Annotated in this window: 20 protein-coding genes; 8 read left to right on the top strand and 12 right to left on the bottom strand. The window is 71.3% G+C overall.

Translation table 11 applies throughout. The annotated features are described in order from the left end of the window. Positions 1 to 50 precede the first annotated feature (50 nt). Positions 51 to 1217, bottom strand: coding sequence for an acyl-CoA dehydrogenase family protein (locus O1R50_RS02550; protein WP_270108287.1), 1167 nt, complete (start codon positions 1215 to 1217; stop codon positions 51 to 53). Between the two features lie 262 nt (positions 1218 to 1479). Between O1R50_RS02550 and O1R50_RS02545 the strand changes: the two genes are divergently transcribed. Next, positions 1480 to 2874 carry a UDP-glucose dehydrogenase family protein gene (locus O1R50_RS02545; RefSeq protein ID WP_270108285.1) on the top strand — a complete coding sequence of 465 codons (1395 nt, stop codon included), beginning with the start codon at positions 1480 to 1482 and terminating at the stop codon, positions 2872 to 2874. 61 nt (positions 2875 to 2935) lie between these two features. Here O1R50_RS02545 and O1R50_RS02540 read toward each other — a convergent pair whose 3' ends face one another. The 3 genes from O1R50_RS02540 to O1R50_RS02530 are packed head-to-tail and all read right to left on the bottom strand — an operon-like array spanning position 2936 to position 4148. Further along, positions 2936 to 3187 (bottom strand): hypothetical protein, encoded by a 252-nt coding sequence (locus O1R50_RS02540; protein ID WP_270108284.1) that lies wholly within the window; start codon positions 3185 to 3187, stop codon positions 2936 to 2938. Between the two features lie 2 nt (positions 3188 to 3189). Next, positions 3190 to 3789 (bottom strand): non-oxidative hydroxyarylic acid decarboxylases subunit B, encoded by a 600-nt coding sequence (locus tag O1R50_RS02535; RefSeq protein ID WP_270108283.1) that lies wholly within the window; start codon positions 3787 to 3789, stop codon positions 3190 to 3192. A 59-nt stretch (positions 3790 to 3848) separates the two neighbouring features. Further along, entirely contained in the window at positions 3849 to 4148 is a 300-nt protein-coding gene (locus O1R50_RS02530; RefSeq protein WP_270108281.1) for a hypothetical protein, read from the bottom strand. Here O1R50_RS02530 and O1R50_RS02525 point away from each other — a divergent pair. Next, positions 4120 to 4722, top strand: coding sequence for a polysaccharide deacetylase family protein (locus O1R50_RS02525; RefSeq protein WP_333490250.1), 603 nt, complete (start codon positions 4120 to 4122; stop codon positions 4720 to 4722). The genes O1R50_RS02530 and O1R50_RS02525 overlap by 29 nt on opposite strands. 50 nt (positions 4723 to 4772) lie before the next feature. On the opposite strand, the gene O1R50_RS02520 is transcribed toward O1R50_RS02525, so the two are convergent. From O1R50_RS02520 to O1R50_RS02500, 5 genes are all read right to left on the bottom strand, one after another. Continuing rightward, positions 4773 to 5219, bottom strand: a complete 447-nt coding sequence (locus O1R50_RS02520) for a hypothetical protein (protein WP_270108279.1) — start codon at positions 5217 to 5219, stop codon at positions 4773 to 4775. A gap of 155 nt (positions 5220 to 5374) precedes the next feature. Continuing rightward, positions 5375 to 7357, bottom strand: a complete 1983-nt coding sequence (locus tag O1R50_RS02515; protein WP_270108278.1) for a CDP-alcohol phosphatidyltransferase family protein — start codon at positions 7355 to 7357, stop codon at positions 5375 to 5377. Next, positions 7354 to 8208, bottom strand: a complete 855-nt coding sequence (locus O1R50_RS02510; RefSeq protein WP_270108277.1) for an ABC transporter ATP-binding protein — start codon at positions 8206 to 8208, stop codon at positions 7354 to 7356. The genes O1R50_RS02515 and O1R50_RS02510 overlap by 4 nt, the downstream gene beginning before the upstream one ends. A 119-nt stretch (positions 8209 to 8327) precedes the next feature. Beyond that, positions 8328 to 8660 (bottom strand): hypothetical protein, encoded by a 333-nt coding sequence (locus O1R50_RS02505; protein WP_270108276.1) that lies wholly within the window; start codon positions 8658 to 8660, stop codon positions 8328 to 8330. Positions 8661 to 8671: 11 nt separating this feature from the next. Then, positions 8672 to 11140, bottom strand: a complete 2469-nt coding sequence (locus tag O1R50_RS02500; protein ID WP_270108275.1) for a glycosyltransferase — start codon at positions 11138 to 11140, stop codon at positions 8672 to 8674. Positions 11141 to 11305: 165 nt separating this feature from the next. Between O1R50_RS02500 and O1R50_RS02495 the strand changes: the two genes are divergently transcribed. Both O1R50_RS02495 and O1R50_RS02490 read left to right on the top strand, forming a co-directional pair. Continuing rightward, positions 11306 to 12805: a glycosyltransferase family 2 protein gene (locus tag O1R50_RS02495; protein ID WP_270108274.1), complete on the top strand. Its 1500-nt coding sequence runs from the start codon at positions 11306 to 11308 to the stop codon at positions 12803 to 12805. 2 nt (positions 12806 to 12807) lie between these two features. Then, a complete protein-coding gene (locus tag O1R50_RS02490) occupies positions 12808 to 14253 on the top strand; it encodes a glycosyltransferase (protein ID WP_270108273.1) in 1446 nt (481 codons plus the stop codon). Here O1R50_RS02490 and O1R50_RS02485 read toward each other — a convergent pair. After that, positions 14170 to 15342, bottom strand: coding sequence for a glycosyltransferase family 2 protein (locus O1R50_RS02485; RefSeq protein WP_270108272.1), 1173 nt, complete (start codon positions 15340 to 15342; stop codon positions 14170 to 14172). The genes O1R50_RS02490 and O1R50_RS02485 overlap by 84 nt on opposite strands. Before the next feature lie 285 nt (positions 15343 to 15627). On the opposite strand from O1R50_RS02485, the gene O1R50_RS02480 reads away from it, so the two are divergent. Beyond that, entirely contained in the window at positions 15628 to 16956 is a 1329-nt protein-coding gene (locus O1R50_RS02480; protein WP_408612587.1) for a nucleotide sugar dehydrogenase, read from the top strand. 170 nt (positions 16957 to 17126) lie between these two features. Here O1R50_RS02480 and O1R50_RS02475 read toward each other — a convergent pair whose 3' ends face one another. Both O1R50_RS02475 and O1R50_RS02470 read right to left on the bottom strand, forming a co-directional pair. Beyond that, complete coding sequence (locus tag O1R50_RS02475; RefSeq protein ID WP_270108270.1) at positions 17127 to 17900, bottom strand: ABC transporter permease; 774 nt, start codon at positions 17898 to 17900, stop codon at positions 17127 to 17129. Between the two features lies 1 nt (position 17901). Beyond that, positions 17902 to 18870 carry an ATP-binding cassette domain-containing protein gene (locus O1R50_RS02470; protein ID WP_270108269.1) on the bottom strand — a complete coding sequence of 323 codons (969 nt, stop codon included), beginning with the start codon at positions 18868 to 18870 and terminating at the stop codon, positions 17902 to 17904. Between the two features lie 130 nt (positions 18871 to 19000). Here O1R50_RS02470 and O1R50_RS02465 point away from each other — a divergent pair, with 130 nt between their 5' ends. The 3 genes from O1R50_RS02465 to O1R50_RS02455 all read left to right on the top strand — a co-directional run bounded on the left by O1R50_RS02465 (position 19001) and on the right by O1R50_RS02455 (position 23208). Then, positions 19001 to 19858, top strand: a complete 858-nt coding sequence (locus O1R50_RS02465) for a PadR family transcriptional regulator (RefSeq protein ID WP_270108268.1) — start codon at positions 19001 to 19003, stop codon at positions 19856 to 19858. Continuing rightward, positions 19843 to 21585 (top strand): acetyl/propionyl/methylcrotonyl-CoA carboxylase subunit alpha, encoded by a 1743-nt coding sequence (locus O1R50_RS02460; protein WP_270108267.1) that lies wholly within the window; start codon positions 19843 to 19845, stop codon positions 21583 to 21585. Before O1R50_RS02465 ends, O1R50_RS02460 begins: the two co-directional genes overlap by 16 nt. A gap of 186 nt (positions 21586 to 21771) precedes the next feature. Further along, a complete protein-coding gene (locus tag O1R50_RS02455; protein WP_270108266.1) occupies positions 21772 to 23208 on the top strand; it encodes a GuaB1 family IMP dehydrogenase-related protein in 1437 nt (478 codons plus the stop codon). Positions 23209 to 23408 lie beyond the last annotated feature (200 nt).

Genomic DNA, 23408 nt, shown 5'->3' with positions numbered 1-23408 from the left:
GGACGAGGACAAGGCCCGGACCGGTGGTCCGGGCCTTGCTCATGCGTTCGTCAGAACGCCTTGCCGCGCTGGAGTTCCCGCGCGATGACGATGCGCTGGACCTGGTTGGTGCCTTCGTAGATCTGGGTGATCTTGGCGTCGCGCATCATGCGTTCGAGGGGGAAGTCCTGGGTGTAGCCGTAGCCGCCGAGGATCTGGACCATGTCGGTGGTGATCTGCATGGCCGCGTCGGAGGCGAAGCACTTGGCGGCGGCCCCGAAGTAGGTGAGGTCGGCGTCGCCGCGCTCGGAGCGGGCGGCGGCCGCGTAGGTGAGTTCCCTTGCGGCGCTGATCTTCATGGCCGCGTCGGCGAGGAGGAACTGGACGCCTTGGAACGCGGCGATCGGCTTGCCGAACTGCTCGCGTTCGGCGGCGTAGGCGGTCGCGGCGTCGAGCGCGCCCTGGGCGATGCCGAGGGCCTGCGCGGCGATGGTGACGCGGGTGTGGTCGAGGGTGCGCATCGCGAGCGAGAACCCCTGCCCCGCTTCGCCGATGAGGCGGTCGGCGGGCAGGCGCACCGAGTCGAGGTAGACCTCGGCGGTCGGCGAGCCTTTGATGCCGAGCTTCTTCTCGGGCTTGCCGAAGGAGACGCCCGCGTCGCCCTTCTCGACCACGAACGCCGAGATGCCCTTGGCGCCCGCGCCGGGCTCGGTGACGGCGAAGACGGTGTAGAACTCGCTCACGCCGGCGTTGGTGATCCAGCGCTTGACGCCGTCGAGCACCCAGCCGTCGCCGTCGCGGACGGCGCGGGTGGTCATCGACGCGGCGTCCGAGCCGGCCTCGGGTTCGGAGAGGCAGTACGAGAACATCGCTTCGCCCGCGGCGACCGGCGGCAGGTAGCGGCGCTTGAGCTCCTCCGAGGCGTCGAGGAGGAGCGGCAGGGAGCCGAGCTTGTTGACCGCGGGGATGAGCGAGGAGGACGCGCACGCGCGCGCGACCTCTTCGATGACGATCGCGGTGCCGAGCGCGTCGATGCCGGCCCCGCCGTACTCGGCGGGGATGTGCGGGGCGTGGAGGTCGGCGGATCGGAGCGCCTCGTAGGAGCGCTTGGGGAAGCTCGCGGTCGCGTCGGCCTCGGCGGCGTGCGGGGCGACTCCGGAGTCGCAGACTTCCCGTGTGGCCGCCCGGATGTCGGCGTACTCTTCTGGCAGCTGGTAGGGGCTGAACCCGGTGGACATCAGTGGCTCCCGCGGTTGTTACTCGTCAGTAAGATAGGCCGAGTGTAACGCACAGCGGACGCGGCCGGTGATGCCCGCCACCGCGAATTACCTACTGCTTCGCCGCAACTTAGGACGAAGTTCATGCGTGAAGCTGAATATACGACTGCGCAGGCCATAGTCGCATTCACGTACAATTCGAGGTCGCCGCGCACGGATCCAACGCACGGGCGCCGCCCCCACCGGGCGCGCCTGCCGAACGAACAGACAGGGCACGCACCAGATGGTCAACGCGATCCAATCCCCCTCGCCGAACACCACCACCCGGCCCCGCATCTCCTTCCTCGGGTGCGGCTATCTCGGCGCGACCTACGCGATCTGCTTCGCGGAGCTCGGCTACGAGGTGATCGGATACGACGTCGACGCCGCCAAGATCGAGTCCTTCAACACCGGGGTCCTCCCCATCCACGAACCGGGCCTGCCCGAGCTGCTCAAGAAGAACCTCGAGTCCGGGCGCCTGCGGTTCACCACCGACGTCCAGGCCGTCGCCGACTTCGCCGACGTCCACTTCATCTGCGTCGGCACCCCCCAGCGCAAGGGCGAGCACCGCGCGGACCTCTCCTACATCGAGACCGCCGTCGTCGACCTCTCCCGGCACCTGAGCCGCAAGGTCCTCATCGTCGGCAAGTCCACCGTGCCCGTCGGGACCGCCACCTGGGTCCAGGAGCTCGTCGACCGCCACGCCCCCGAGGGCCTCGGCGTCGAGGTCGGCTGGAGCCCGGAGTTCCTCCAGGAGTCGAACGCGATGCACGACGTCCTGCGCCCCAACCGGATCGTCTACGCCTCCCAGTCCGAGTGGGCCTCGCAGCTGCTCAAGGACGTGCACCGCGGCATCCTCGAACTCGCCGCCGTCGAAGACCGCGAAGTACCCGTCGTCGAGACCGACCTGGCGACCGCCGAGCTGGTGAAAGTCGCCGCGAACGCGTTCCTGGCCACCAAGATCTCCTTCATCAACGCCATGGCCGACCTGAGCGAGGCCGCCGGGGCCGACGTCGTCGACCTGGCCCGCGCCATCGGCTACGACCAGCGCATCGGCAACAAGTTCCTGCGCGCCGGGATCGGCTTCGGCGGCGGCTGCCTGCCCAAGGACATCCGGGCGCTGTCGGCGCGCGCCGGGGAGCTCGGCGTGGGCGAGTCGTTCCGGTTCCTCGACGAGGTCGACTCCGTGAACACCCGCCGCCGCTCCCACACCGTGCGGTCGGTCGCGAACCTGGCCGGGCGGACCTCGGGCCCGAACGGTCCGGACCTGTCGGGCGTGCGCATCGCCTACCTGGGCGCGACGTTCAAGCCCGACACGGACGACATCCGCGACTCGCCCGCGCTCGACATCGCGCGGCGGCTGCGCTCGGCGCGCGCCGACGTCGTCGTCTACGACCCGGAGGGGCTGGAGAACGCGAAGGCGTTCGCGCCCGAACTGAGCTTCGTGAAGACCCTCGCCGAGGCGGTCGCGGGCGCGGACGTGGTGTGCGCGATGGTGCCCTGGGAGGAGTTCCGGACCCTCGACCCGGAGGCGCTGGGCCAGCAGGTGGCCGAGCGGCGGATCCTCGACGGCATGAACGCGTTCGACCCGGAGCAGTGGCGCAAGCACGGCTGGTCCTACCAGGGCATCGGCCGCTAGACTCGAAGACGCGAATTCCCCGAACCGCCCGGCGCGCACGACGCGCCGGGCGGTTCGCCGTTCACGGCGCGGGGTTCACCCGCGTGAACGGCCAGGCGTGCGGGGGGCGTTCGAGCAGCTCCTCCGGAGGGTCGGGGAGGCGGCGCGGCGGGTTGGGGCCGACGGCGATGACGACGACCCGCTCCCCGGCGACGAACACCTCGGTGCGGACCCCGGGGTCGGCGACGGCGTGCACGCCCTCGTCGAGCACCCAGCGGAGCAGTGCGGCCCCGCGCCCTTCGGCGGCCTTGGCCTCCCACATCAGCGTGTCCACCGCTACTCCTGTTCCGCGCCGGTGCCTTCTACGTCAGTGCCTTGCAAGCCGTCCCAGCGCCGGGCCTTCGCGTGCTCGAGTCCGAACTGGTCGAGCGTGCGCGCCACCACGTGGTCCACGATGTCGTCGATCGTCTCAGGCCGGTTGTAGAAGGCGGGCACCGGCGGCAGCACGACCGCGCCCATGCGCGAGAGCGCCAGCAGGTTCTCCAGGTGGATCTCCGAGAGCGGGCTCTCGCGGGCCAGCAGCACCAGCCGCCGCCGCTCCTTGAGCGTCACGTCGGCGGCCCGCCCGATGAGGCCCTCGGTGTAGCCGGTGCGCACCGCCGCGACGGTCTTCATCGAGCACGGCGCGATGATCATCCCGTCGGTGCGGAACGATCCCGAGGAGATCGGCGCGGCCTGCTCCCCCGGCCCCCAGGCGTGGTCGGCCAGCGCGGTGACCTCTGCAGGCGTGTAAGGGGTTTCGAGGCGGAGGGTGGTGCGGGCCCAGCGGCTCATGACGAGGTGGGTCTCGACGCCGTGGTGTTCGCGGAGGGCTTCGAGGATCCGGACGCCGAAGATCGCTCCGGTCGCTCCGGTGATGCCGACGACGAGTCGCATGTCCCCTCCAGGTTTCCTCATATTGTGGCCCAGCGCACTTACAATCACGTCATGGTTCGTCACCAACTGTGCATAGCGGCCGCCGCCGCCGCGCTGCTCGTGCTCGCCTGGGTGTGGCCCGAGGGGGCCGAGCCTCCGGCGGGTGCGACGGCCGCGGTCGAGCCTACTGCGTCGGGGTCGCCCGCGCCTGCGAGCGCGGGCGAGGGGGAGGCCGGGGACACGGGTGCGTCTGAGGCGCCGGGGGATCCGGCGCCGCGGTCCGATCCGGATTCGGCGTCGCCTTCGGCTCCTGCGTCGCCCTCGCCGCCGGTGGCGGCGCCGGCGGCGAACATGTACGACGGGCCGCTGGGGACGCGCAATCACACGGGGGACGAACGGGTGGCGCTGACGTTCGACGACGGGCCGTCGCCGGAGTGGACGCCGAGGGTGCTGGACATGCTGCGGGAGCAGGGGGTCAAGGCGACGTTCTGCTTGATCGGGGCGTACGCGGAGGCGTATCCGGAGCTGGTGGCGGATATCGCGCGGGAGGGGCACACGCTGTGCAACCACTCGTGGTTCCACGAGTTCGACCTGGGGAGGTGGAGCGAGGAGCAGGTGCGGGCGAACCTGCAGCGGACGAACGATGCGATCGTGAAGGCGGCGCCGGGCGCGGAGGTCGGGTACTTCCGGCATCCGGGCGGGCAGTGGACGGACCGGGCGATCGCGGTGGCGGCGGACCTGGGCATGGAGTCGCTGCATTGGACGGTGGATCCGTCCGACTGGGACACCAGGAAGACGGCGGCGCAGATCCGGGATCACGTGCTGGACCGGAGCGCTCCGGGTGCGATCGTGCTGCTGCATGACGGGGCTTCGAACCAGGAGGACATGTGCGGGGCGCTGGCGTCGGTGCTCGCGGAGTTCACGCGGCGCGGGTACGTGTACTCGGCGCTGTAGCGACGCGGCAGCGGCGCGCCGGGTCTGCCGGCGCCGCTTTTTTGCTGCGGTCAGCGGAGGTTGGCGGGCATCCTGCGGCCGGGCAGGAGCGCGAGGAAGGCGAGGGCGAGGAGGCCGACGCTCAGGCCCGCCTGGAGGGGGAAGGCGAGGCCGAGGAGGCCGCCGTCGCCGCCGCGGCCCGAGCCGCTGTCCTTCGGTCCGGATTCGGGCGAGGCGCCGCCGTCGGTCGGGTCGGGGCTGCCGTCGCCGTCGGTGTCGCCCCCGTCGGTGTCGGAGGTGCCGTCGCCGTCGTAGCTGGGGCTGGGGGTGGGTGAGCCGGGCGGGACCGGGTAGGTCTCGTCGGCGTTGGTCCAGTCCACATGGGAAATGGCGGATCGGCTTTCGGCGGCGCGGTCGCTTGCGGCCGCGCCGCCGAGGATCGCGGGCAGCGAGAAGAGGCCCACCACCCCGATCACGGTCGCGGCGAGCACCAGACGCGAGAGCCGGAACTTGCGCACAGGTACACCTTAGTCGTGGGGCACCAGCGATGCTCGCCTGTCGGGGCATGTAACCCGAACGAGTTCGCTTGGCGGTCAAGCATGACGGTCGGCCCGGGCCCGATCGCGGTGCGGCGGCGGGGTTCCGGCGGCGCTGCGGGGGCCCGGGGGCGGGGTCAGGCGGCGGCCGCGCGGGAGGCGCGGACGGTGCCGGCGACGACGGCGCCGACGAAGACCGCGGCGACGTACACCGCGAGCGCCCCGTAGACCACAGTGGCCACTGCTGGAACTGTGGCGACGGCGACGGCGGCGGCGGCGAGCGCGATGAGGCTGCGGGCGGGCCAGCCGAGGCCGAGGTCGCGGCGGGCCACCGGGGAGGCGGCCTTGTCGAGTCCCGCGGCGAGGTCGTAGAAGTACAGGGCGATGACGGTGAGCAGCGTGTACAGGACCGGCCAGGAGACGTCGGCGGCGATCCCGGCCGCGCTGATCGCGCCGAGTTCGACGGCGCGCAGCCCGGCGGGGATGAACCAGTCGAGCAGGCCTTCGTGGTCGGTGCGGGCCACGGACGCGGCCAGGACCAGCGCGAGCGCGGCGAGCCCGAACGGCGCCCACGGCGGCGAGCCCATCGCGGCTGCGAGGACGGCTCCTCCGGCGGCGAGGACGGCGGCGGCGGTCGCCGCGAACGGCGTCATGTCGCCGCCGACTGGGCTGCGGGGCACGAGCCGTCCCAGCGGCCCGTCGTCGCGGTGCGCGGACCGGTCGGGCCGGCGCAGGGCGGCGGTGCGGGCGGCGAGGGAGCGGAGGGTGCGGCCCGCGGTCGTGTATCCGAGGGCGAGGAGCTGCCAGGCGAGGAGCGCGGTGAGCGCGGCCTGGGGCCCGAACGCGACGGCGGCGACGGCGAGGAGGAGCCAGCGTTCGCCGACGGGGGCGACGATGGTGCGCTTGATCCAGTACAGGGGGGTGCGGTGGGCGCCCATGACCTGCTCGGACGCGGAGCCGAGGCGCTGGCCGAGGTGGGCGGCGCGGCCGACGGGCGGCGCGGATTCGCGCATGCGGGCCTGGCGGACGACGGCGGTGTCGAGGAGGACGGCGTACCAGGTGTCGGCGGTGTGCCGGATGGTCTGGGTGGCCATGGCGGCGATCGCGAGGCCCCACGCGGCGGGGGTCGCGGCGCCGTCCATGGTGGCGCCGGCGGCGAGGCCGGCGTAGATGAGGAACTCCTTGGAGCGGTCGGCCATCATGTCGAGCCAGCCGCCGAAGGCGGAGAAGTTCTGGGTGTATCGGGCGAGCTGGCCGTCGACGCAGTCGAAGACGAAGCTGGCGTACATGAGGGCGGCCGCGGCGAGGTAGAGCCAGGACCAGCCGGTGGCGAAGACGGCGGCGGCGCCGACGGCAAGGGTGATGGAGACCCAGGTGATGGGGGTGGGGGTCCAGCCGAGGCGGGCGGCGAGCTTGACGAGGTGCGGGGTCCAGGTGGAGACGGCGTAGGTGGCGAAGAAGTCGTCGTCGTGCTTGATCGCGTGCTTCAGCCGCCACGCGTCCATGTCGACGGTCTCGGTCGCGGCGATGACCTCGCGGGCCTCGTCGCCGCCGGCGACCTGGCGGTGCTCGAGGCCGACGGTGCGGTAGGCGTTGACGGGGATCGCGCGGGCGTGGAGGGCGGCGAGGAGGGACGCGAACGCGTCGCCTTCGGCGCGGCGCGGCCAGTGCCGCCTGAGCCGGGCGAGGTGCGCGGCGGAGACCTTCAGGAGGCCGCCGAGGCGGGTGGGGCCGGGTCCGGGGCCGGTGACGAGGCCGCGTTCGACCTGGACGGGCGCGGCGGCGGGGTCGTCGGCGCCGACGAGGACGCCGGAGCGCCGCGAGGAGTCGGAGAGGACGGCGGCCACGGTCGTCTGGGAGGCGACGAGGTCGGCGCAGGCGACGAAGAGCGCGCCCGCGCCGGAGTACGCGAGCTCGGCGAGGTGGCGCAGGTCCGCGTTCGCGTCGGCCGATTCGATCTGGGCGGCCTTGACGGGCCGGTCCGCCCCGGGCCGGGTGAGCACGGTGATGTCGTCGCATCCGGCTTCGCGGATCTGCGCGATGAGCCGGTCGAGGACCGTGGCGTCTTCGGTTATCTCGGCGTGGCCGCCCGGAGCCGGCAGGATGACGGCTCGGCTCACGTGGCCGCCTCGACCGCTCCCGGGACGAGGGCCGGAGCGGCGGCCTGCTCCGCGGCGGCTTTCGCGGCCGCTTCGCGCTGCTTGCGCTCGGCGCGGGCGTCGGCGTCGCGCTTCTCGGCCGTCTTGTACGAGTCGAGGGCCTCCTCGACGGTGCCGTCGGTGACGAGCGTGCCCGCGTCGAGGAAGATCCCGCGCTTGCAGTACTTCTTCAGGTCGCCTTCGGAGTGGGAGACGAACACGAGGGTCCGGCCCTCTTTGAGGAGCCCGGCGATGACGGCCTGGCATTTGCGCTTGAACGCGGCGTCGCCGACGGCGAGCGCCTCGTCGACCAGCAGGATCGGGTGGGGCAGCTGGGTGATGACGCCGAAGCCGAGGCGCACCTTCATGCCCGACGAGTAGTGCTTGAGCGGCGTGTCCATGAAGTCCTCGAGCTCGGAGAACTCGACGATCTCGTCGTACTTCGCCTTGATCTCCTTGTTCGTCATCCCGTGGAGCGCGCCGACGAGGTTGACGTTCTCGCGGCCGGTGAGGTCGCCCGAGAAGCCCGCGGAGAGCGCGATGAGCGGGGCCACGCGGCCCTCGCGGCGCACGTACCCCTCGTCGGGGATGAGGACGCCGGTGATCAGGCGCAGCAGCGTGGACTTGCCGGTGCCGTTGCGGCCGATGATGCCGACCGCGTCACCGGGGAAGATGTCGAAGTTGACGTGGCGCAGCGGCCAGAAGTCCTGCGCCGCGACGCCCTTCTGGTTGGCGGCGCGCCTCACGAACAGGTCTTTGACCCGACCTTTCTTCTGCTTGCCTTTCGCGAAGCAGATCCCGAGGTCGCGAGCCTGAATGATCGGCTCTTCCATGGGGGCGGCCCTCCCGGACAGGTGGTAGCTGTGCAGCTGGACGATGGCGCGCCAATAGTACCGCCCGGTGGTTTTCGGCAGCTCGCGGCAGATCCGAGAGCTTCCTCATGTCGCCGCCGTCAGGCCGCGCGGTCGCCCCCGGCGGCGTGCCGCCGCTCCGCTGCCAGGCGCTCGACCTCGAACGCGGCCAGGATCCGGCGCAGCGTGACCTCCGCGCGCTCGGCCGAGGCGCGCGCCTCGAGGCGGGTCTGCCGGGCCTCGTTCCACACCAGCCCCAGCGCCCCCAGCGTGACCAGGCTCATCAACGATGAGACGGCCCACACCAGGCGGGCCTCGCCGAAGAGGCCGACGGCGAGCAGCAGCACCGCGGACCCGAGCCAGGCGGCGATCGCCAGGCGCAGCGGGGAGGGCCTGCCGAGCCGGACGTAGACGGCTTTGAGCTTCGATTTCATGAGGGGCGCTTTCAGGCGACGGGGTCGGCCAGGAGGTCCGACACGAGTTTGCGGTAGGAGTCGTGGCTGTACCGCTCGCGCACCCGCTGCTGTGCGAGGGCGCTGCGGGCGAGGAACCGGTCGGGCTCGGCGTAGTGCGCCTCCACCAGATCGGCCACTTCGGACGGTTCGCAGTAGAGGGCGGCGTCGCCGAACGTCGGCTCGAACCGCGGCGGCAGGATCGTCACGCACCCCGCCGCGAGGGCCTCCAGGACCGCCCGCCCGAACGCCTCGTACTGGTTCGGGTGGGGGAAGTAGATCCAGAAGTCGAGCTGGAACAGGAACGACTCCACATCGGTCTCGTTGAAGCCGTAGCAGGTCCAGGACGCCGGGGCGGGGGCGCCGGTGATCGCCGCGACGCTCTTGGTGCCGCCCATGATCCGCACGTCCCAGCGGCCGTCCCCGGGGTAGATGAGCGGCAGGTCGGCGGCGGCGGGCCACTTCGTCTCGTCGTCGCGGGAGTGGCGCCCGACCACCGGCAGGACCGACCGGAACCCGGTGCGGGCCGGCGCGAGCGCGCCCTCGTCGAGGATCCCGGGCATGTCGAAGTCCGCGACCGGGGCGAAGTCGCCGAGCGCCTCGCGCACCTGCGGGCCCTGCGGGACCCAGAGGGGCGCGACGCCGAACATGTCGGCCGCATTGGCGTGGCAGGCCTCGGGCACGTACCGGATGTCGGAGCCGTCCCGTTCGGCCGGGGCCTGGTTGGCGAGGACGACCATCCGCTTCGGGCGCACGCCCGAACGCTCGCCGAACCGGTACTGCAGGATCGGCGGATAGCGGAGCACGAGCAGGTCGCACACGACATCGTCGGTGACGAGCACCTGGTCGACCAGGCCGTCGTTGATCATCCGCTGCACCGGCCGGCACATGGGCCGGTCCTCGGTGGTCATGTGCCGCCACGACTCCAGATGCATGACCGCGACCGAGAGGCCCTCGGCCCGCAGCGCCTTGATCTCCTCCATCGTGGACTTCTGCGGTCCGCCGAAAGGCCGCCAGTCGAGGCAGTACACGACGTCGAAACGCCGCTGCCCCTGATCGGCGCGGGCGGCCGCGGCATGGCGGGGCGCCCAGAAGCGCCGCTCCCCCCGCTCCAGCCGCGGATCGGCGCCCTCCTCGCGGATCTCCTTGTGCCAGAGCGGGTACGAGGACTGGTAGGCGCGCCGCGACGGGTGCTTCCAGCCGGGCCCGAACTCCTCCCGCGACAGCGACCCGGGCGCCTGCCGCATGAGCGTGTCCCGCGTACCGGGGAGATGCCGCACCGCCTCGGGCCCGTAAGCGGCCGAGACCCGCTGCAGGAACTCGGTGTCGGCGCCCTTGCGGACCTCGTCGTAGAAGCCGATCCGGTCGAGCACCCCGCGGCGGAACATCATCGAAGCGGTCGAGACCGTCGCCAGGACCCGGCCCGGCCGGGTCACGGTGAGGTCCTCGTTGAACAGGAACGCCTCCCCGTACGTCAACTGCAGCGACGGATCCGCCAGCAGCGGCGCGACCGACCGCGCGAGCCGGTCGGGAGCGGCCCAGTCGTCCGAGTCCAGACCGGTCACGAAATCCCCCGAAGCGCCGTCCCCCGCGATGCGCTCGAACGCGGCGTTGCGCGCCGCGAACGTCCCGCCGTTGACGTCCTGCCGCAGGACCCGGACGCGGTCGTCGAGGGCCGCCGCCGCATCGAGCACCCCGTCGAACTCCGGCCCCGACGCGTCATCGACGACCAGGACCTCCAGATTCGCCCACGTGCCCTCCAGCAGCGAGCGGACCGCCGTCAGCAGCGCCCGATCCGGCCGGTACGCCGTCATCACCACCGAGATCTTCGGACCCTCCACCACCGGGCCCGCCGGAGCGCGCAACCGGTCGAACCACGGCAGCTCCGCATCGCCGTCCTCCAGCCGCAGCCCCGGCTGCCCGCACAGCGCCCCGAGCCGCCGCAGCCACGCCCGCTCCCCCGCGCTACCGCCCGCGGACGGGTGCGCGAGGTCCGCGAGCAGCGCGTCCCGCTCGAGCCGCGCCATCCGCCGCCCGTACCGGCGCAGCAGCGCCCGCGTCTTCTCCAGGTCCCCCAGGGCGTACGCGAGCTGCGCGTGGACCGCGCCGAGCCGCGCCCCGACCCGGCGCGGACCGCCCAGGTCGAGCGCGAGATCGAAGAGCGCCACCGCGTCCCGCCGGTCCTCGACCGTGCCGAACTGGAGCCCGACGACCCCCGCGAGCTCGCTGAGCGCCGACGCGTCCACCTTCGCGCCCCGCACGCTCCCCGCGCGGGCCGCGTCGAGGAGCTCCGGCAGGCTGAGCGAAGGGCACGCCGCGTGCGCGAGCAGGTGCCGACCAGCCGCGGACCGCGTCCGCAGCGCCGTGGCGTACAGCGTCCCGGCCCGGCGGGCCCTGGAACGCGCCACATTGTCGTCGAGGAGCCGAACGGGCACGCGTCCGGTCCCGAGCTCAGCGTTCATCACTTCGCTTCCGTATCTCCAGTCCGCTTTCCGGCCGATTACTCCGGCGTCCCGATCCGCTATTCCGAATAACATTCAAACAATTGCCGTCCTCATCGTAAACAACCGTTGAACTTGGACTCCGGCCGGTGCTTACAAAGGTGAGCGGGCTATTCTGGCGACGAAATGAACGACTCCCCGAAACGCCCGCGCATCGTCCGCAACGACTATATGGCCCTGCGTCCGCCCGCCTCCGTCGACTGGCGACCGAGCCTCGCGGTGAGCGTCGTCATCCCCGCCTACGGCGGCCAGGAGAAGCTGGACCTGACGCTGGCCGCACTCGCGGCCCAGACCTATCCCCCCGCTCTGCTCGAGGTGATCGTCGTCGACGATAACTCGGCCCCGCCCCTCCGCCTCCCCGAACTGCGCCCCGAGCACACCCGCCTCGTCGCCACCACCGACGAGTCCTGGGGCTCCGCCCACGCCGTCAACACCGGCGCCGGCCACGCCGACGGCCAGGTCATCCTCCGCCTCGACGCCGACATGGTCCCCTACCGCGACCACGTCGAAGCCCAACTGCGCTGGCACCACACCGCCGACTACCTGGCCGTCCTGGGGCACAAGCGGTTCGTCGAGTGGGAGGCCGGCCGCTTCACCCCCGAGCAGGTGCACGAGAAGGTCCTCGCCGGCGAGGCCCAGGCCCTGTTCGCCGTCGAGGACTCCCGGCCGCACTGGATCGAGAACGTCATCGCCGACACCGGCGGCCTCGTCCAGCACCACCCCGGGATCTTCCGGGTCTTCGTGGGCGCCACCAACTCCGTCCACCGCGACTTCTTCAAGACCGTCGGCGGACTCGACACCGACCTGCGGCTCGGCTCCGACACCGAGTTCGCCTACCGGCTCGCCCAGGCCGGCGCCGTGTTCGTCCCCGAGACCACCTCCTCCGCCTGGCACCTCGGCATGCCCCAGATGGTCCAGAAATGGGACGAGGGCCGCCACCAGCGCGTCCCCTACATCGCGCAGCGCGTCCCGCTGCACGGGATGCGCCGGACCGCCCCGCCGCGCGCGTGGCGGGTCCCGCTGGTGGACATCGCCATCGACATCAAGGACGCCGCCGCCGCCGACGTGGACGCGTGCGTCGCCCCGGTCCTCGCCGGACCCGACGGCGACGCCCGCATCACCCTCGTCACCGGGCAGGGCCCCGCCCCGCAGGACCGCGCGTCGATCCTCGCCGGCAACGGCGCGCAGCTGCGGCTCGTCGAAGAGGCCTACGGCGCCGAAGCGCGCGTCCGCATCACCGCCGAAGCACCCGCCCCCGACCCCGCCGTCCCCTACCGGCTCCTCCTCCCCAGACCCGTCCCGCTGCGGCCCGGCAGCATCGGCAGGCTCATCGCGAGCATCGAACGCGCCGACGCCGGACTCGTCCTCGCCGAACTGCCCGGCGCGCCGCCCGCGCGCCTCGAGCGCACCGCGGCCTTCGCCCGCGCCCGCCACATCACCGACGGCGGCGGACTCGACCAGGTCGTCGCCGGGATCTGGGGCGCCGCCCGCTTCACCGGGCTCGCCGCCGCCGAGGCGGGCCCCACCGTCTACGAACCCGGCCCCCCGGGCGCCGCGCGGCGCCTCCTCCGCCGGTTCTTCGACGCCCGCCAACGCGCGCGCCTGCGCGCCCTCCTGCGGCGGTGACCATGGACGCGCCCGCACTGCGCGGCAACGACTACGGGCCGCTGCAGCGGCCCGGCGACGACTGGGAACCGGACCTGAGCGTCAGCGTCGTCATCCCCGCGCACGGCCAGCAGGACAAACTGGACCTCACCCTCGCCTCCCTCGCCGCCCAGACCTACCCGGCCGGGCTCCTCGAAGCGGTCGTCGTCGACGACGGCTCCGCACCGCCGCTGCGCCTGCCCGAGATCCGCCCCGAGTCGACCCGGATCGTCCGGCCGCTGCCCGGCGGATGGGCCTCGGCGCACGCCACCAACTCCGGTGCCGCCCAGAGCGACGGCGACGTGGTCCTGCGCCTCGACGCGGACATGCTCGTCTTCGACGACCACGTCGCCTCGCAGCTGCGCTGGCACCACACCGCCGACTACCTCGCGGTGCTCGGCCACAAGCGGTTCGTGGACTACCGGGCGGGCGACCTCGACCCGGCCGCGGCGCACGAGGCGGTGCTGGCCGGGAAGGCCGCGGAGCTGTTCGACTTCGAACGCTCGGAGCCGCAGTGGATCGAGAAGATCATCGACGCCACCGGCGGGCTGCGCCAAGCCGACCACCGGGCGTTCCGGGTGCTCGTAGGCGCGTCGTTCTCGGTGCACCGCAGCCTGTTCGAGGCCTCGGGCGGCATGGACGCGGACGTGCTGCTCGGATCGGACACGGTCTTCGGGTACCGGCTGCACCAGGCCGGGGCGGTGTTCGTTCCGGACGACCGGTCCTCCGCGTGGCATCTGGGGCCGCGCCAGATCGCCGAGCGCGGCGAGCTCGCGAAGGCCTACCGGCGGCCGCGGATCGCCAACCGCGTGCCCGAACTGGACCCGAAGCGCCCGCGGGCGGCCCGGTGCTGGGAGACGCCCCTGGCCGACGTCGTCATCGACGCCCGCCGCGCGGACTCCGACCTCGAATCCTGTGTGGACGAGATCCTCGCGGGCGCGGTCCCCGATGTGCGCGTGACGCTCCTCGGCGACTGGCCCGAGCCGCACGAGGGGCGCCACGGGATGCTCGACGACCCGCGGCTGGAGGCGCGGCTGCTCCTCGAGTCGTTCCGCGGCGAGCCGCGCGTGCGGTTCGCCGCCGACTTCGCGCCCGACCCGAAGGTGCCGTATGTGATCCGCTTCCCCGCGGGGGCTCGGCCGGGAACGGTGACCGTGGCCTCCCTGGTGGCGTATGCGAACGGGCACCGGCTCGGCCTGCTCGAGGTGGCCGCCGCCGAGGGCGCGGTGCGCTTGGAGCGCGCCGCCGCGGCGGCGCGGGCCGCGCACCTGGGCGTCGGCATCGACGCGGTCTGGGGCAGCGCGAGGGTCGCGGGCCGGCACGTCGAGGCGTTCGGCGCCTCCGGGTCAGGAGCCGGAGACCCGCGGGGCGGGCATCGCGGGCTGCGCGGGAAGGCCCTGGGCCTCCTCCGCCGCGTGCTGGACCGCTGAGGCGCCGAGCGAGCTGTTCGCCGACGAGGCCTCCACTTCGGAGGCCGTCGGCTCCGGCGCGGGCACCGGTCCGCTCTTCGGCCCGGTCCGGTTGACGCGCTTGGCGATCCGGTACACCTGCCGGAACGCCTCGTAGCCGACGTAGGCGCGGGCGGCGAGGAGCCGCTGCTTCAGACCGGTCACGCCCTCGGCGGGCTGCCAGGCGTCGGGGCCCGGGTGGTAGCGGCGGTACAGCTCGGAGGTGCGGCGGAAGAACTCGCGGCGCTTCTTCGGCTCGACCCGCTCGGTGTTGCCGATGACGAGGAGCAGGTGCCACACCATGTGGTTGAACAGGGCGACGCGGATGCCGGGGTCGTCGACGCCCTCGAAGTCGTCCCAGGTGCGCTGCCACTGGGTGAACACGTCGAAATGGCGGTCGTCGCGGGTGCGGGTGATCGAGGACCCGGCCCGCTGCCGCCACTGGTAGCAGCATTCGACGACGACCGCGATCCGCTCGGCGCGGCGCAGCAGCGCGTACGTCCACGGGATGTCGGTGTACCAGCCGGTGGGGAAGCCGAGGTCGATGCCGCCCAGGAAGTCCCGGCGCGAGACCTTCGTCCACGGGGTGTGGGTGTAGTCGACGATGCGTGGCCATTCGGCGAGCGTGAAGCCGCTCGGGTCGGCCGGGCAGTGCGCGGCGAGCTCGGGGAGTTCGCCGGTCTCGATCACGCCGGTGTCGCGGCGCTTCTCGTGCTGCACGAGCACGACGTCCGGCGGGCGGGGTCCGGCGACCGCCGCGAGGACCCGCTCGACGGCGCCGGGCTTGAGCTCGTCGTCGGCGTCGACGAACCAGACGTAGTCGCCCTTCGCCTGGGCCAGACCGACGTTGCGGGCCGGGCCGGAGCCGGCGTTCACGGGCGTGCCGATGACCCTGATGCGGGAGTCGCGAGCGGCGTACCGCTCGGCGACGGCGCGGGAGCCGTCGGGTGAGCAGTCGTCGACGATGACGACTTCGAGTTCGTCCCCGCCGCCGTCGAGGACGGTGTCGAGGCATCCGGGGAGGTATTCCTCGGCCTCGTAGACGGGGATGACAATGCTCAGAGCGGGCATGGGTCGATAGTAGCCCCAAGATGACACCCACATTGGGCTACGAATAGGGCGCGTGTCACGCCGCAGATTGGGCATCGCCGCATGTAAACGGCGGATTTCCGCCGCGCCGCATAAGTACTCGGGATTATCGGAGACTGTTTCACGAATAGTGAACTCTTTCCGAGCACCAGGTAAACAATCCGATTAGGCGACGAATGGTTTGACTCTACGTGTCGCACAAATGAACAAGTGACCTACAAGGATTTACATCTTCCCTGGTCAGGCTTGCGAAGTTCGCTATTGCTAATGTTGATCCCGGCACCCCCGAGACGCCTTCCAATCGCAAAGGACTCCACTGTGGCAACTGTTGACGAAGCAGCGCGCCCGATCGACCTGGTCGTGGTCGGCCAGGGTTACGTCGGTCTGCCGCTGGCGCAGGCGGCGATCGCCAAGGGCCTCCACGTCGTCGGCCTCGACCGCTCCCAGTCGGTGGTCGACGCGCTCAACGCCGGGTCGAGCCATATCGACGATGTCGCGGACGCCGATCTCGATGTGATGCTCCGCGGCGGGTACACCGCTTCGACGGACGCCTCGGTGCAGGCGCGGGCCAAGGCCATCGTCATCTGCGTGCCGACGCCGCTGGGCGAGGCGGGCGGGCCGGACCTGGCCGCGGTCATCGGCGCGTCGCATGCCGCCGGGAAGCATCTGCGGCGCGGGACGCTGGTGGTCCTGGAATCGACCACGTACCCGGGCACCACTGAGGAGGTCGTCGCGCCGATCCTCCGGGGGGAGTCGGGGCTGGAGCCGGGTGTCGACTTCCATCTGGCGTTCTCTCCCGAGCGTGTCGACCCGGGGAACCCGGTCTACGGGATCGTGAACACCCCCAAGGTGGTCGGGGGTCTCACTCCGGCGTGCACCGCGGCCGCGAAGGACTTGTACGGGCAGTTCATCGATACGATCGTGGAGGCGAAGGGCACTCGCGAGGCGGAGATGGCGAAGCTGCTGGAGAACACGTACCGGCATGTGAACATCGCTCTGGTGAACGAGATGGCGGTGTTCTGCCGGGAGCTGGGCGTGGACTTGTGGGACGCGATCGGTCTCGCGAAGACGAAGCCGTTCGGGTACCAGGCGTTCTATCCGGGGCCGGGTGTGGGCGGGCACTGCATTCCGATCGATCCGAATTACTTGTCGTACAAGGTCCGCACGCTCGGCTATCCGTTCCGGTTCGTGGAACTAGCGCAGGAGATCAACAACCGGATGCCGGAGTATGTGGTCTCGCGGGCGATGGCGCTGCTGAACGGTTCGGGGATCGCGCTGTCGCGGGCGCGGGTGCTGCTGCTGGGGGTGACGTACAAGCCGGACATCGCCGATCAGCGGGAGTCGCCGTCGACGCCGGTGGCGCGCAAGCTCATCGCGGCGGGCGCGGAGGTGGCGTACCACGATCCGCATGTGCCGGTGTGGAGTGTGGGGGCCGACCGGTTCGAGCGGGTCACGGATCTGGCGACCGCGAAGGCGGATCTGGTGGTGCTGCTCACGAACCACGCCGAATACCGGGCGGAGGCCCTGCCGGCGGGGGTGCCCGTGCTGGACACTCGGGGTGCGCTGCGGGGCGCCGAAGGCGTCGAGGCCCTGTAGGCAGCCCCCGCCCTCCCAGGGGGGCGTCCCCAGGCCAATCCTGACGCGCGGGTCCGACAGAAAACCGTCCTTCTTACCGTCGTAAGGAAAAACGTCACTCGAACGAGTGAAATCACCGCCGCGAGCCTCACGGCTCGCGGCGGTGCTGCCGTTCCCGGCTTCCCTCGGGCCTATGCGACGGCCCGGGCGAACTTCCTCGTCGCCCACCACACGAGCACGATCGCGAGCGCGCCGATGTAAGCGGCGGCCTGCCAGATCGCGTCCGCGCCCATCTCGCCGCTGAAGAGCGAGCGGGCGGCCTCGACCGCGTAGTAGAACGGATTGAAGTCGGCCACGTTCTGCAGCCACTGCGGCGCCAGCGCCATCGGCAGCATGATGCCCGAGAGCAGCATGATCGGCTGCACGAACGTGTTGAGGACCGGAGCGAGGGTGTCCTCGCTCTTGAGGACGATCGCCACGCCGTAGGAGAGCGCCCCGAGCATGAACGAGGTCAGGATGATGATCCCGAACATGAGGAACACCCCCGGCCAGTAGATGGCCAGGCCGCCGATCGGCGCCGCCAGCACGACCAGGATGAGCGCCTGGACGAGCGTGGTGGTGACCGTGGCGAGGGTGCGTCCGATGAGGAGCGCGGCGCGGCCGACCGGGGTGACGCGCATGCGTTCGATGACGCCAGCGCGCAGTTCGGCGATGAGTCCGAAGCCGACGAAGGTGGAGCCGAACAGGGCCATCATGATGATCAGGCCCGGTACGAAGGTCTCCATGGCGCCGTTCTGGAAGCCCGGCATGCCGCCGGGCACGTCGTCGAACGAGTTCAGCAGGGGCGCGAAGAAGATCAGGAAGTACAGCGGCTGGATGATCATGACGATCAGCCACACCGGCTGCTTGATGTTGAGCTTCATGGCCCGGGAGTAGACGAGCCAGGTGTCGCGGAGCGCCTTCATGTCAGTTCTCCTCTCGCAGCGAGCGGCCGGTCTGCTTCAGGAACACGTCGTCGAGGCTGGGCCGGTGCAGCTCGATGGACGCGGGCGAGATGTCCTCGGCGTCGAGGGCGCGCAGGAGCTCGGGGAGCGCGGCGGCGCCGTCGTCGACGTACATGCGCAGGAGGGCGATGCCGGTGGCGGGGTCGGGTTCGCCGGATTCGATCTCGCGGACGAAGTCCTTGGCGCCCAGGAGTGCGACGGCTTCGGCGCTCTGCGCCGCGACGCCGATGGCGACGACGTCTCCCGCGACCGCTTTCTTCAGGTCGAGCGGCGTGCCTTCGGCGACGATCTCGCCGTGGTCGATGATGGCGAGCCGGTCGCAGAGGGCGTCGGCCTCGTCGAGGTAGTGGGTGGTGAGGAAGATGGCGGTGCCGCGTTCGCGCAGGGCGCGCACCTCGTCCCACATGTGGGCGCGCGACTGGGGGTCGAGGCCGGTGGTGGGTTCGTCCAGGAAGAGGAGCTTCGGCTCGTGCATGACGCCGAGTGCGATGTCGAGGCGGCGCTTCTGTCCGCCGGAGTAGGTCTTGACGGTGCGGTCGGCGTAGTCCTCGAGCTGGAATGCGGCGAGGACCTCGAGGGCGCGCTGCTGGGTGCGCTTTTTGGACATGCCGTAGAGGCGGCCCTGCATGACGAGTTCCTCGCGGGCGGTGACCTCGCCCCAGGTGCCGCCCTCCTGGCCGACGTAGCCGATGTCGCGGCGGACCTTCGCGGACTCTTTGGCGAGGTCGTGGCCGCAGACGACGGCGTGGCCCTCGGTGGGTTCGATGAGGGTGCTGAGCATCCGCATCGTGGTGGTCTTGCCGGCGCCGTTGGGGCCGAGGAGTCCGAAGACCTCGCCCTCCTTGACGGCGAGGTCGACGCCGCGGACGGCCTCGACCTCCTTGCCGCGGGACTTGAAGGTCTTCTTCAGCCCCTTGGTCTCGATGAGCATGGGTACCTCGCGGGTGGTTGAACGGTAGTCCTATTTCCTTGTTCAAGTTTGACTATAACGATGGCGTATTCCCGGGCACAAGCAGGTATAGGGGAATCCGTGATATTAGTCAAAGGGTTACTATTGCGGCATGTGGAGCACGCGTCTTCTCGTCCTCGGCCTCGTCCGGTGGCTCGGTCCCGTCCACGGCTACCTGGTGCGCAGGGAGCTGGACACCTGGCGGATGCCCGGCAAAGCCGAGATCGGCGCGGGCTCGATCTACCACGCGCTCAAGAAGCTCACCGCCGACGGCCGGATCGAGGTCGTCGCCACCGAGTCGGTCGACGCGCGGCCCGCGCGGACCACGTACCGGATCACCGCCGCGGGCGAGGCGGAGTTCCAGCGGACCCTGCGCGAGAAGCTCTGGGACGTCTCCGGCGGCGAGGACCCGTTCAGCACCGCCTGGGCGTTCGCGCAGGTGCTCACCCCGGCGGAGAACACCGCGATGCTGCGCCAGCGGGCCGAAGTGCTCTACTCCCGCGTCGACCAGGTGACGGTGCTGCTGGCGTCGACCACCCCCGAGTTCGTCCCCGGCGACGAAGGCGCGTTCGTGCCGGCCCACGCGCGGGCCATGATGAAGCGGCAGATCGACCTGTGGATCACCGACGCCGAATGGTGCGAGGAGACCGCGAACCGGATCGAGTCCGGCGACCTCGTGATCGGCCCCGAGCTCGACGCCGCGAACGCGGCGTACTGGCGGGAGTCGATCAAGAGTGACCGGTTCCTCGACAACGCCCGGAACCGCCAGGCCATGCTCGAGGATCTCGATCCCGCACCGGGTGACCTGAACGGCCGTTTAGGAGATCATGCGAAAAAATCGACAACTCTCCTTATGGAGACCCTCCAAACTCTGAGCGGTTTATATCGGTTCGTCCGGGCTCCTGATGACGGCGTCCCCACGGTCTCCGATATGCGGCCATTACACTGCGGAACGTGCGCAAGGTTTTGATCGCCAACCGCGGCGAGATCGCAGTGAGAGTCATCCGGGCCTGCCGGGACGCCGGGTACGAGTCCGTCGCCGTATACGCCGACGGCGATCGCGACGCACCCCACACACTCTTGGCCGATGAGGCCTTCGCCCTCGACGGCCTCACCGCCGCCGACACCTACCTCCGGATCGACAAGCTGCTGCGGATCGCCGAGCGCTCCGAAGCGGACGCCGTCCACCCCGGGTACGGGTTCCTCTCGGAGAACGCCGAATTCGCGCAGGCCGTGATCGACGCGGGGCTCACCTGGATCGGCCCCACCCCGCAGTCCATTCGCGACCTCGGCGACAAGGTCACCGCCCGCCACCTCGCCATGAAGGCGAACGTGCCGCTCGTGCCCGGCACCAAGGACCCGGTGAACGACGCCTCCGAGATCCTCGCGTTCGCCGACGAGCACGGCCTGCCCGTCGCCATCAAGGCCGCCTTCGGCGGCGGCGGACGCGGCCTCAAGGTCGCCCGCGACCGCGACGAGATCCCCGACCTGTTCGAATCCGCGGTGCGCGAAGCCGAAGCCGCCTTCGGACGCGGCGAATGCTTCGTCGAGCGCTACCTCGACCGGCCCCGCCACGTCGAAGCCCAGGTCCTCGCCGACACCCACGGCAACGTCATCGTCGTCGGCACCCGCGACTGCTCCCTCCAGCGCCGCCACCAGAAACTCGTCGAAGAGGCCCCCGCCCCGTTCCTCACCGACGAGCAGCGCGCGACGATCCACAACGCCGCCAAGGCCATCTGCAAGGAAGCCGACTACCACGGCGCCGGCACCGTCGAGTTCCTCGTCGCCGTCGACGGCACCATCTCGTTCCTCGAGGTGAACACGCGCCTCCAGGTCGAACACCCCGTCTCCGAGGAGACCAGCGGCCTCGACCTCGTCCGCGAGCAGTTCCGCATCGCCTCCGGCGAAGCCATCGACCTCACCGAGGACCCCGCGCCGCGCGGGCACTCCATCGAATTCCGCATCAACGGCGAGGACCCCGGCCGCGGATTCCTCCCCGCCCCCGGCGCCGTCACCAAGCTGCGGCTTCCGGCCGGGCCGGGCGTGCGCGTCGACACCGGCATCGAAGAGGGCTCCGTCATCGACGGGAACTTCGACTCGCTGCTCGCCAAGGTCATCGTCACCGCCCCCACCCGCGAGGAGGCGCTGCGGCGCTCCCGCCGGGCACTCGCGGAGATGGAGGTCGAAGGCCTCGCGACCGTGCTGCCCTTCCACCGGGCCGTCATCGAGGACCCGGCGTTCGCCGAGGACTTCACCGTCCACACCCGGTGGATCGAGACGGAGTGGGACAACACGCTCGAACCGTACGGGGCGGGCGCCGCGGGCGGCGGCGACGCCGAGGAGCGCACCAGCCTCGTCGTCGAGGTCGGCGGCAAGCGCCTCGAGGTATCGATCCCCGCCGGGCTGCTCAACCCGGTCGCGTCGAACAAGCCGAAGAAGCGCGGCCCCAAGAAGAAGGCCGACGCCGGCCCGGTCATCGGCGGCGACGGCCTGCCGTCCCCGATGCAGGGCACCATCGTCAAGGTCGCCGTCGCCGACGGCCAGACCGTCGTCAAGGGCGACACCATCGTGGTCCTCGAGGCCATGAAGATGGAGCAGCCCATCGAAGCGCACAAGTCCGGCACCGTCTCGGGGCTCGAAGTGGGCATCGGCGACGTCGTCGCCGCCGGGGCCCCCATCTGCCAGATCTCCGAGTGACCGGCGCGTGCCGCTTGAACGCTTCTGTCAGGTCGCAGACTTACAACCGGGCGCTTGCAGAGGGACAATAGTGAGTGCTGTGCGTAGCACCACACGCACTGCTTTCATCGACCGAAACGGGTTAGGGTTCCCGGCGGCGGAAATCGCTCCGTCCGGAACCCGACCACTCCCTACAGGGGGACAGCCATGCGCTTCATCGACGGACAACCCGGCCACGACCTCACCTACTCGGACGTGTTCATGATCCCCAACCGGTCGAACGTGGCTTCGCGCCTCGACGTCGACCTGTCCACCGCCGACGGCACCGGGAACTCCATCCCCATCATCGCGGCCAACATGACCGCCGTCTCGGGCCGGCGCATGGCCGAGACCCTCGCCCGCCGCGGCGCCCTCGCGGTGATCCCGCAGGACATCCCCGTCGACGTCGTTGCCGACGTGATCGCCCGCGTCAAGTCCCGCCCGCTCGACTGCGACGCGGCCCTGACCCTCCCGCCCACCGCCACGGTGGCCGAGGCGATCGCCCTGTTCCCCAAGCGCGCCCACGGCGCGGTCATCGTCACCGACTCCGAGCGCCGCCCGCTCGGCGTCGTCACCGAAGCCGACTGCCGCGGCGTCGACCGCTTCACCCAGCTCGAACAGGTCGCCTCCGACCGGCTCGTCACCCTGCCCATGGGGCTCTCGAACGCCGAAGCGTTCAAGGTCCTCGAGGACGCCAACGTCAAGCTCGCGCCCGTGCTCGACGCCGAGGGCCGCCTCCACGGCGTGCTCACCCGCGCCGGAGCCCTGCGCAACACCATCTACCGGCCGAACACCGACGCGAACGGCAAGCTCCGCATCGCCGTCGCCATCGGCATCAACGGCGACGTCAACGGCAAAGCCGCGGCGCTCGTGGAGGCCGGCGCCGACGTGATCGTCGTCGACACCGCCCACGGCCACCAGGAGAAGATGCTCGACGCGCTCAAGCTCGTGCGCGACGCCGCCCCGCACCTGCCGATCGCCGCGGGCAACGTCGTCACCGCCGAGGGTGCGACCGACCTCATCAACGCGGGCGCCGACATCGTGAAGGTCGGCGTCGGGCCCGGCGCCATGTGCACCACGCGGATGATGACCGGCGTCGGACGCCCCCAGTTCTCCGCGGTCCTCGAATGCTCCGCCACCGCGCGCCGCTACGGCAGGCACGTGTGGGCCGACGGCGGTGTGCGCCACCCGCGCGACGTCGCCCTGGCGCTGGCCGCGGGCGCCTCGAACGTCATGATCGGCTCGTGGTTCGCCGGGACGCACGAGTCCCCCGGCGACATGCACTACGACGTGGACGGTCGGGCCTTCAAGGAGTCCTTCGGCATGGCTTCGGCGCGGGCCGTGAAGGCCCGCAGCTCGAGCGACTCGTCCTTCGACCAGGCGCGCAAGGCCCTGTTCGAAGAGGGCATCTCGACCGGCCGGATGTACCTGGACCAGAAGCGCCCCGGCGTGGAGGACCTGCTCGACTCGATCGTGGCCGGCGTCCGCTCGGCGGCGACCTATGCCGGTGCGACGAACCTGGAAGAATTCCACGAGCGCGCGGCGATCGGCGTGCAGTCGGCGGCGGGATACACGGAAGGCGCCCCGGTCCCCAGCAGCTGGTAGGCGATCAAGCAAGGCCCGGGCCCGTTTCCTCGGAAGAGGAGGCGGGCCTTCGCGTTTGCCCATCGAGCGTTCGCCCGGGCGTGCCGATGCGGGTTCGGTGCGGGTTCGGTGCGGGGGGCCCCGCGGGGGGGGGGGGGGCCCCCCCCCCCCCCGGGGGGGGCGGGGGGGGGGCCCGCGGGGGGGGGGGGGGGGCCGCGGGG

Source organism: Glycomyces luteolus (assembly GCF_027622875.1).
Taxonomy (GTDB): Bacteria; Actinomycetota; Actinomycetes; order Mycobacteriales; family Micromonosporaceae; genus Glycomyces; species Glycomyces luteolus.
This window is presented reverse-complemented; position numbering and strand designations above follow the sequence as displayed.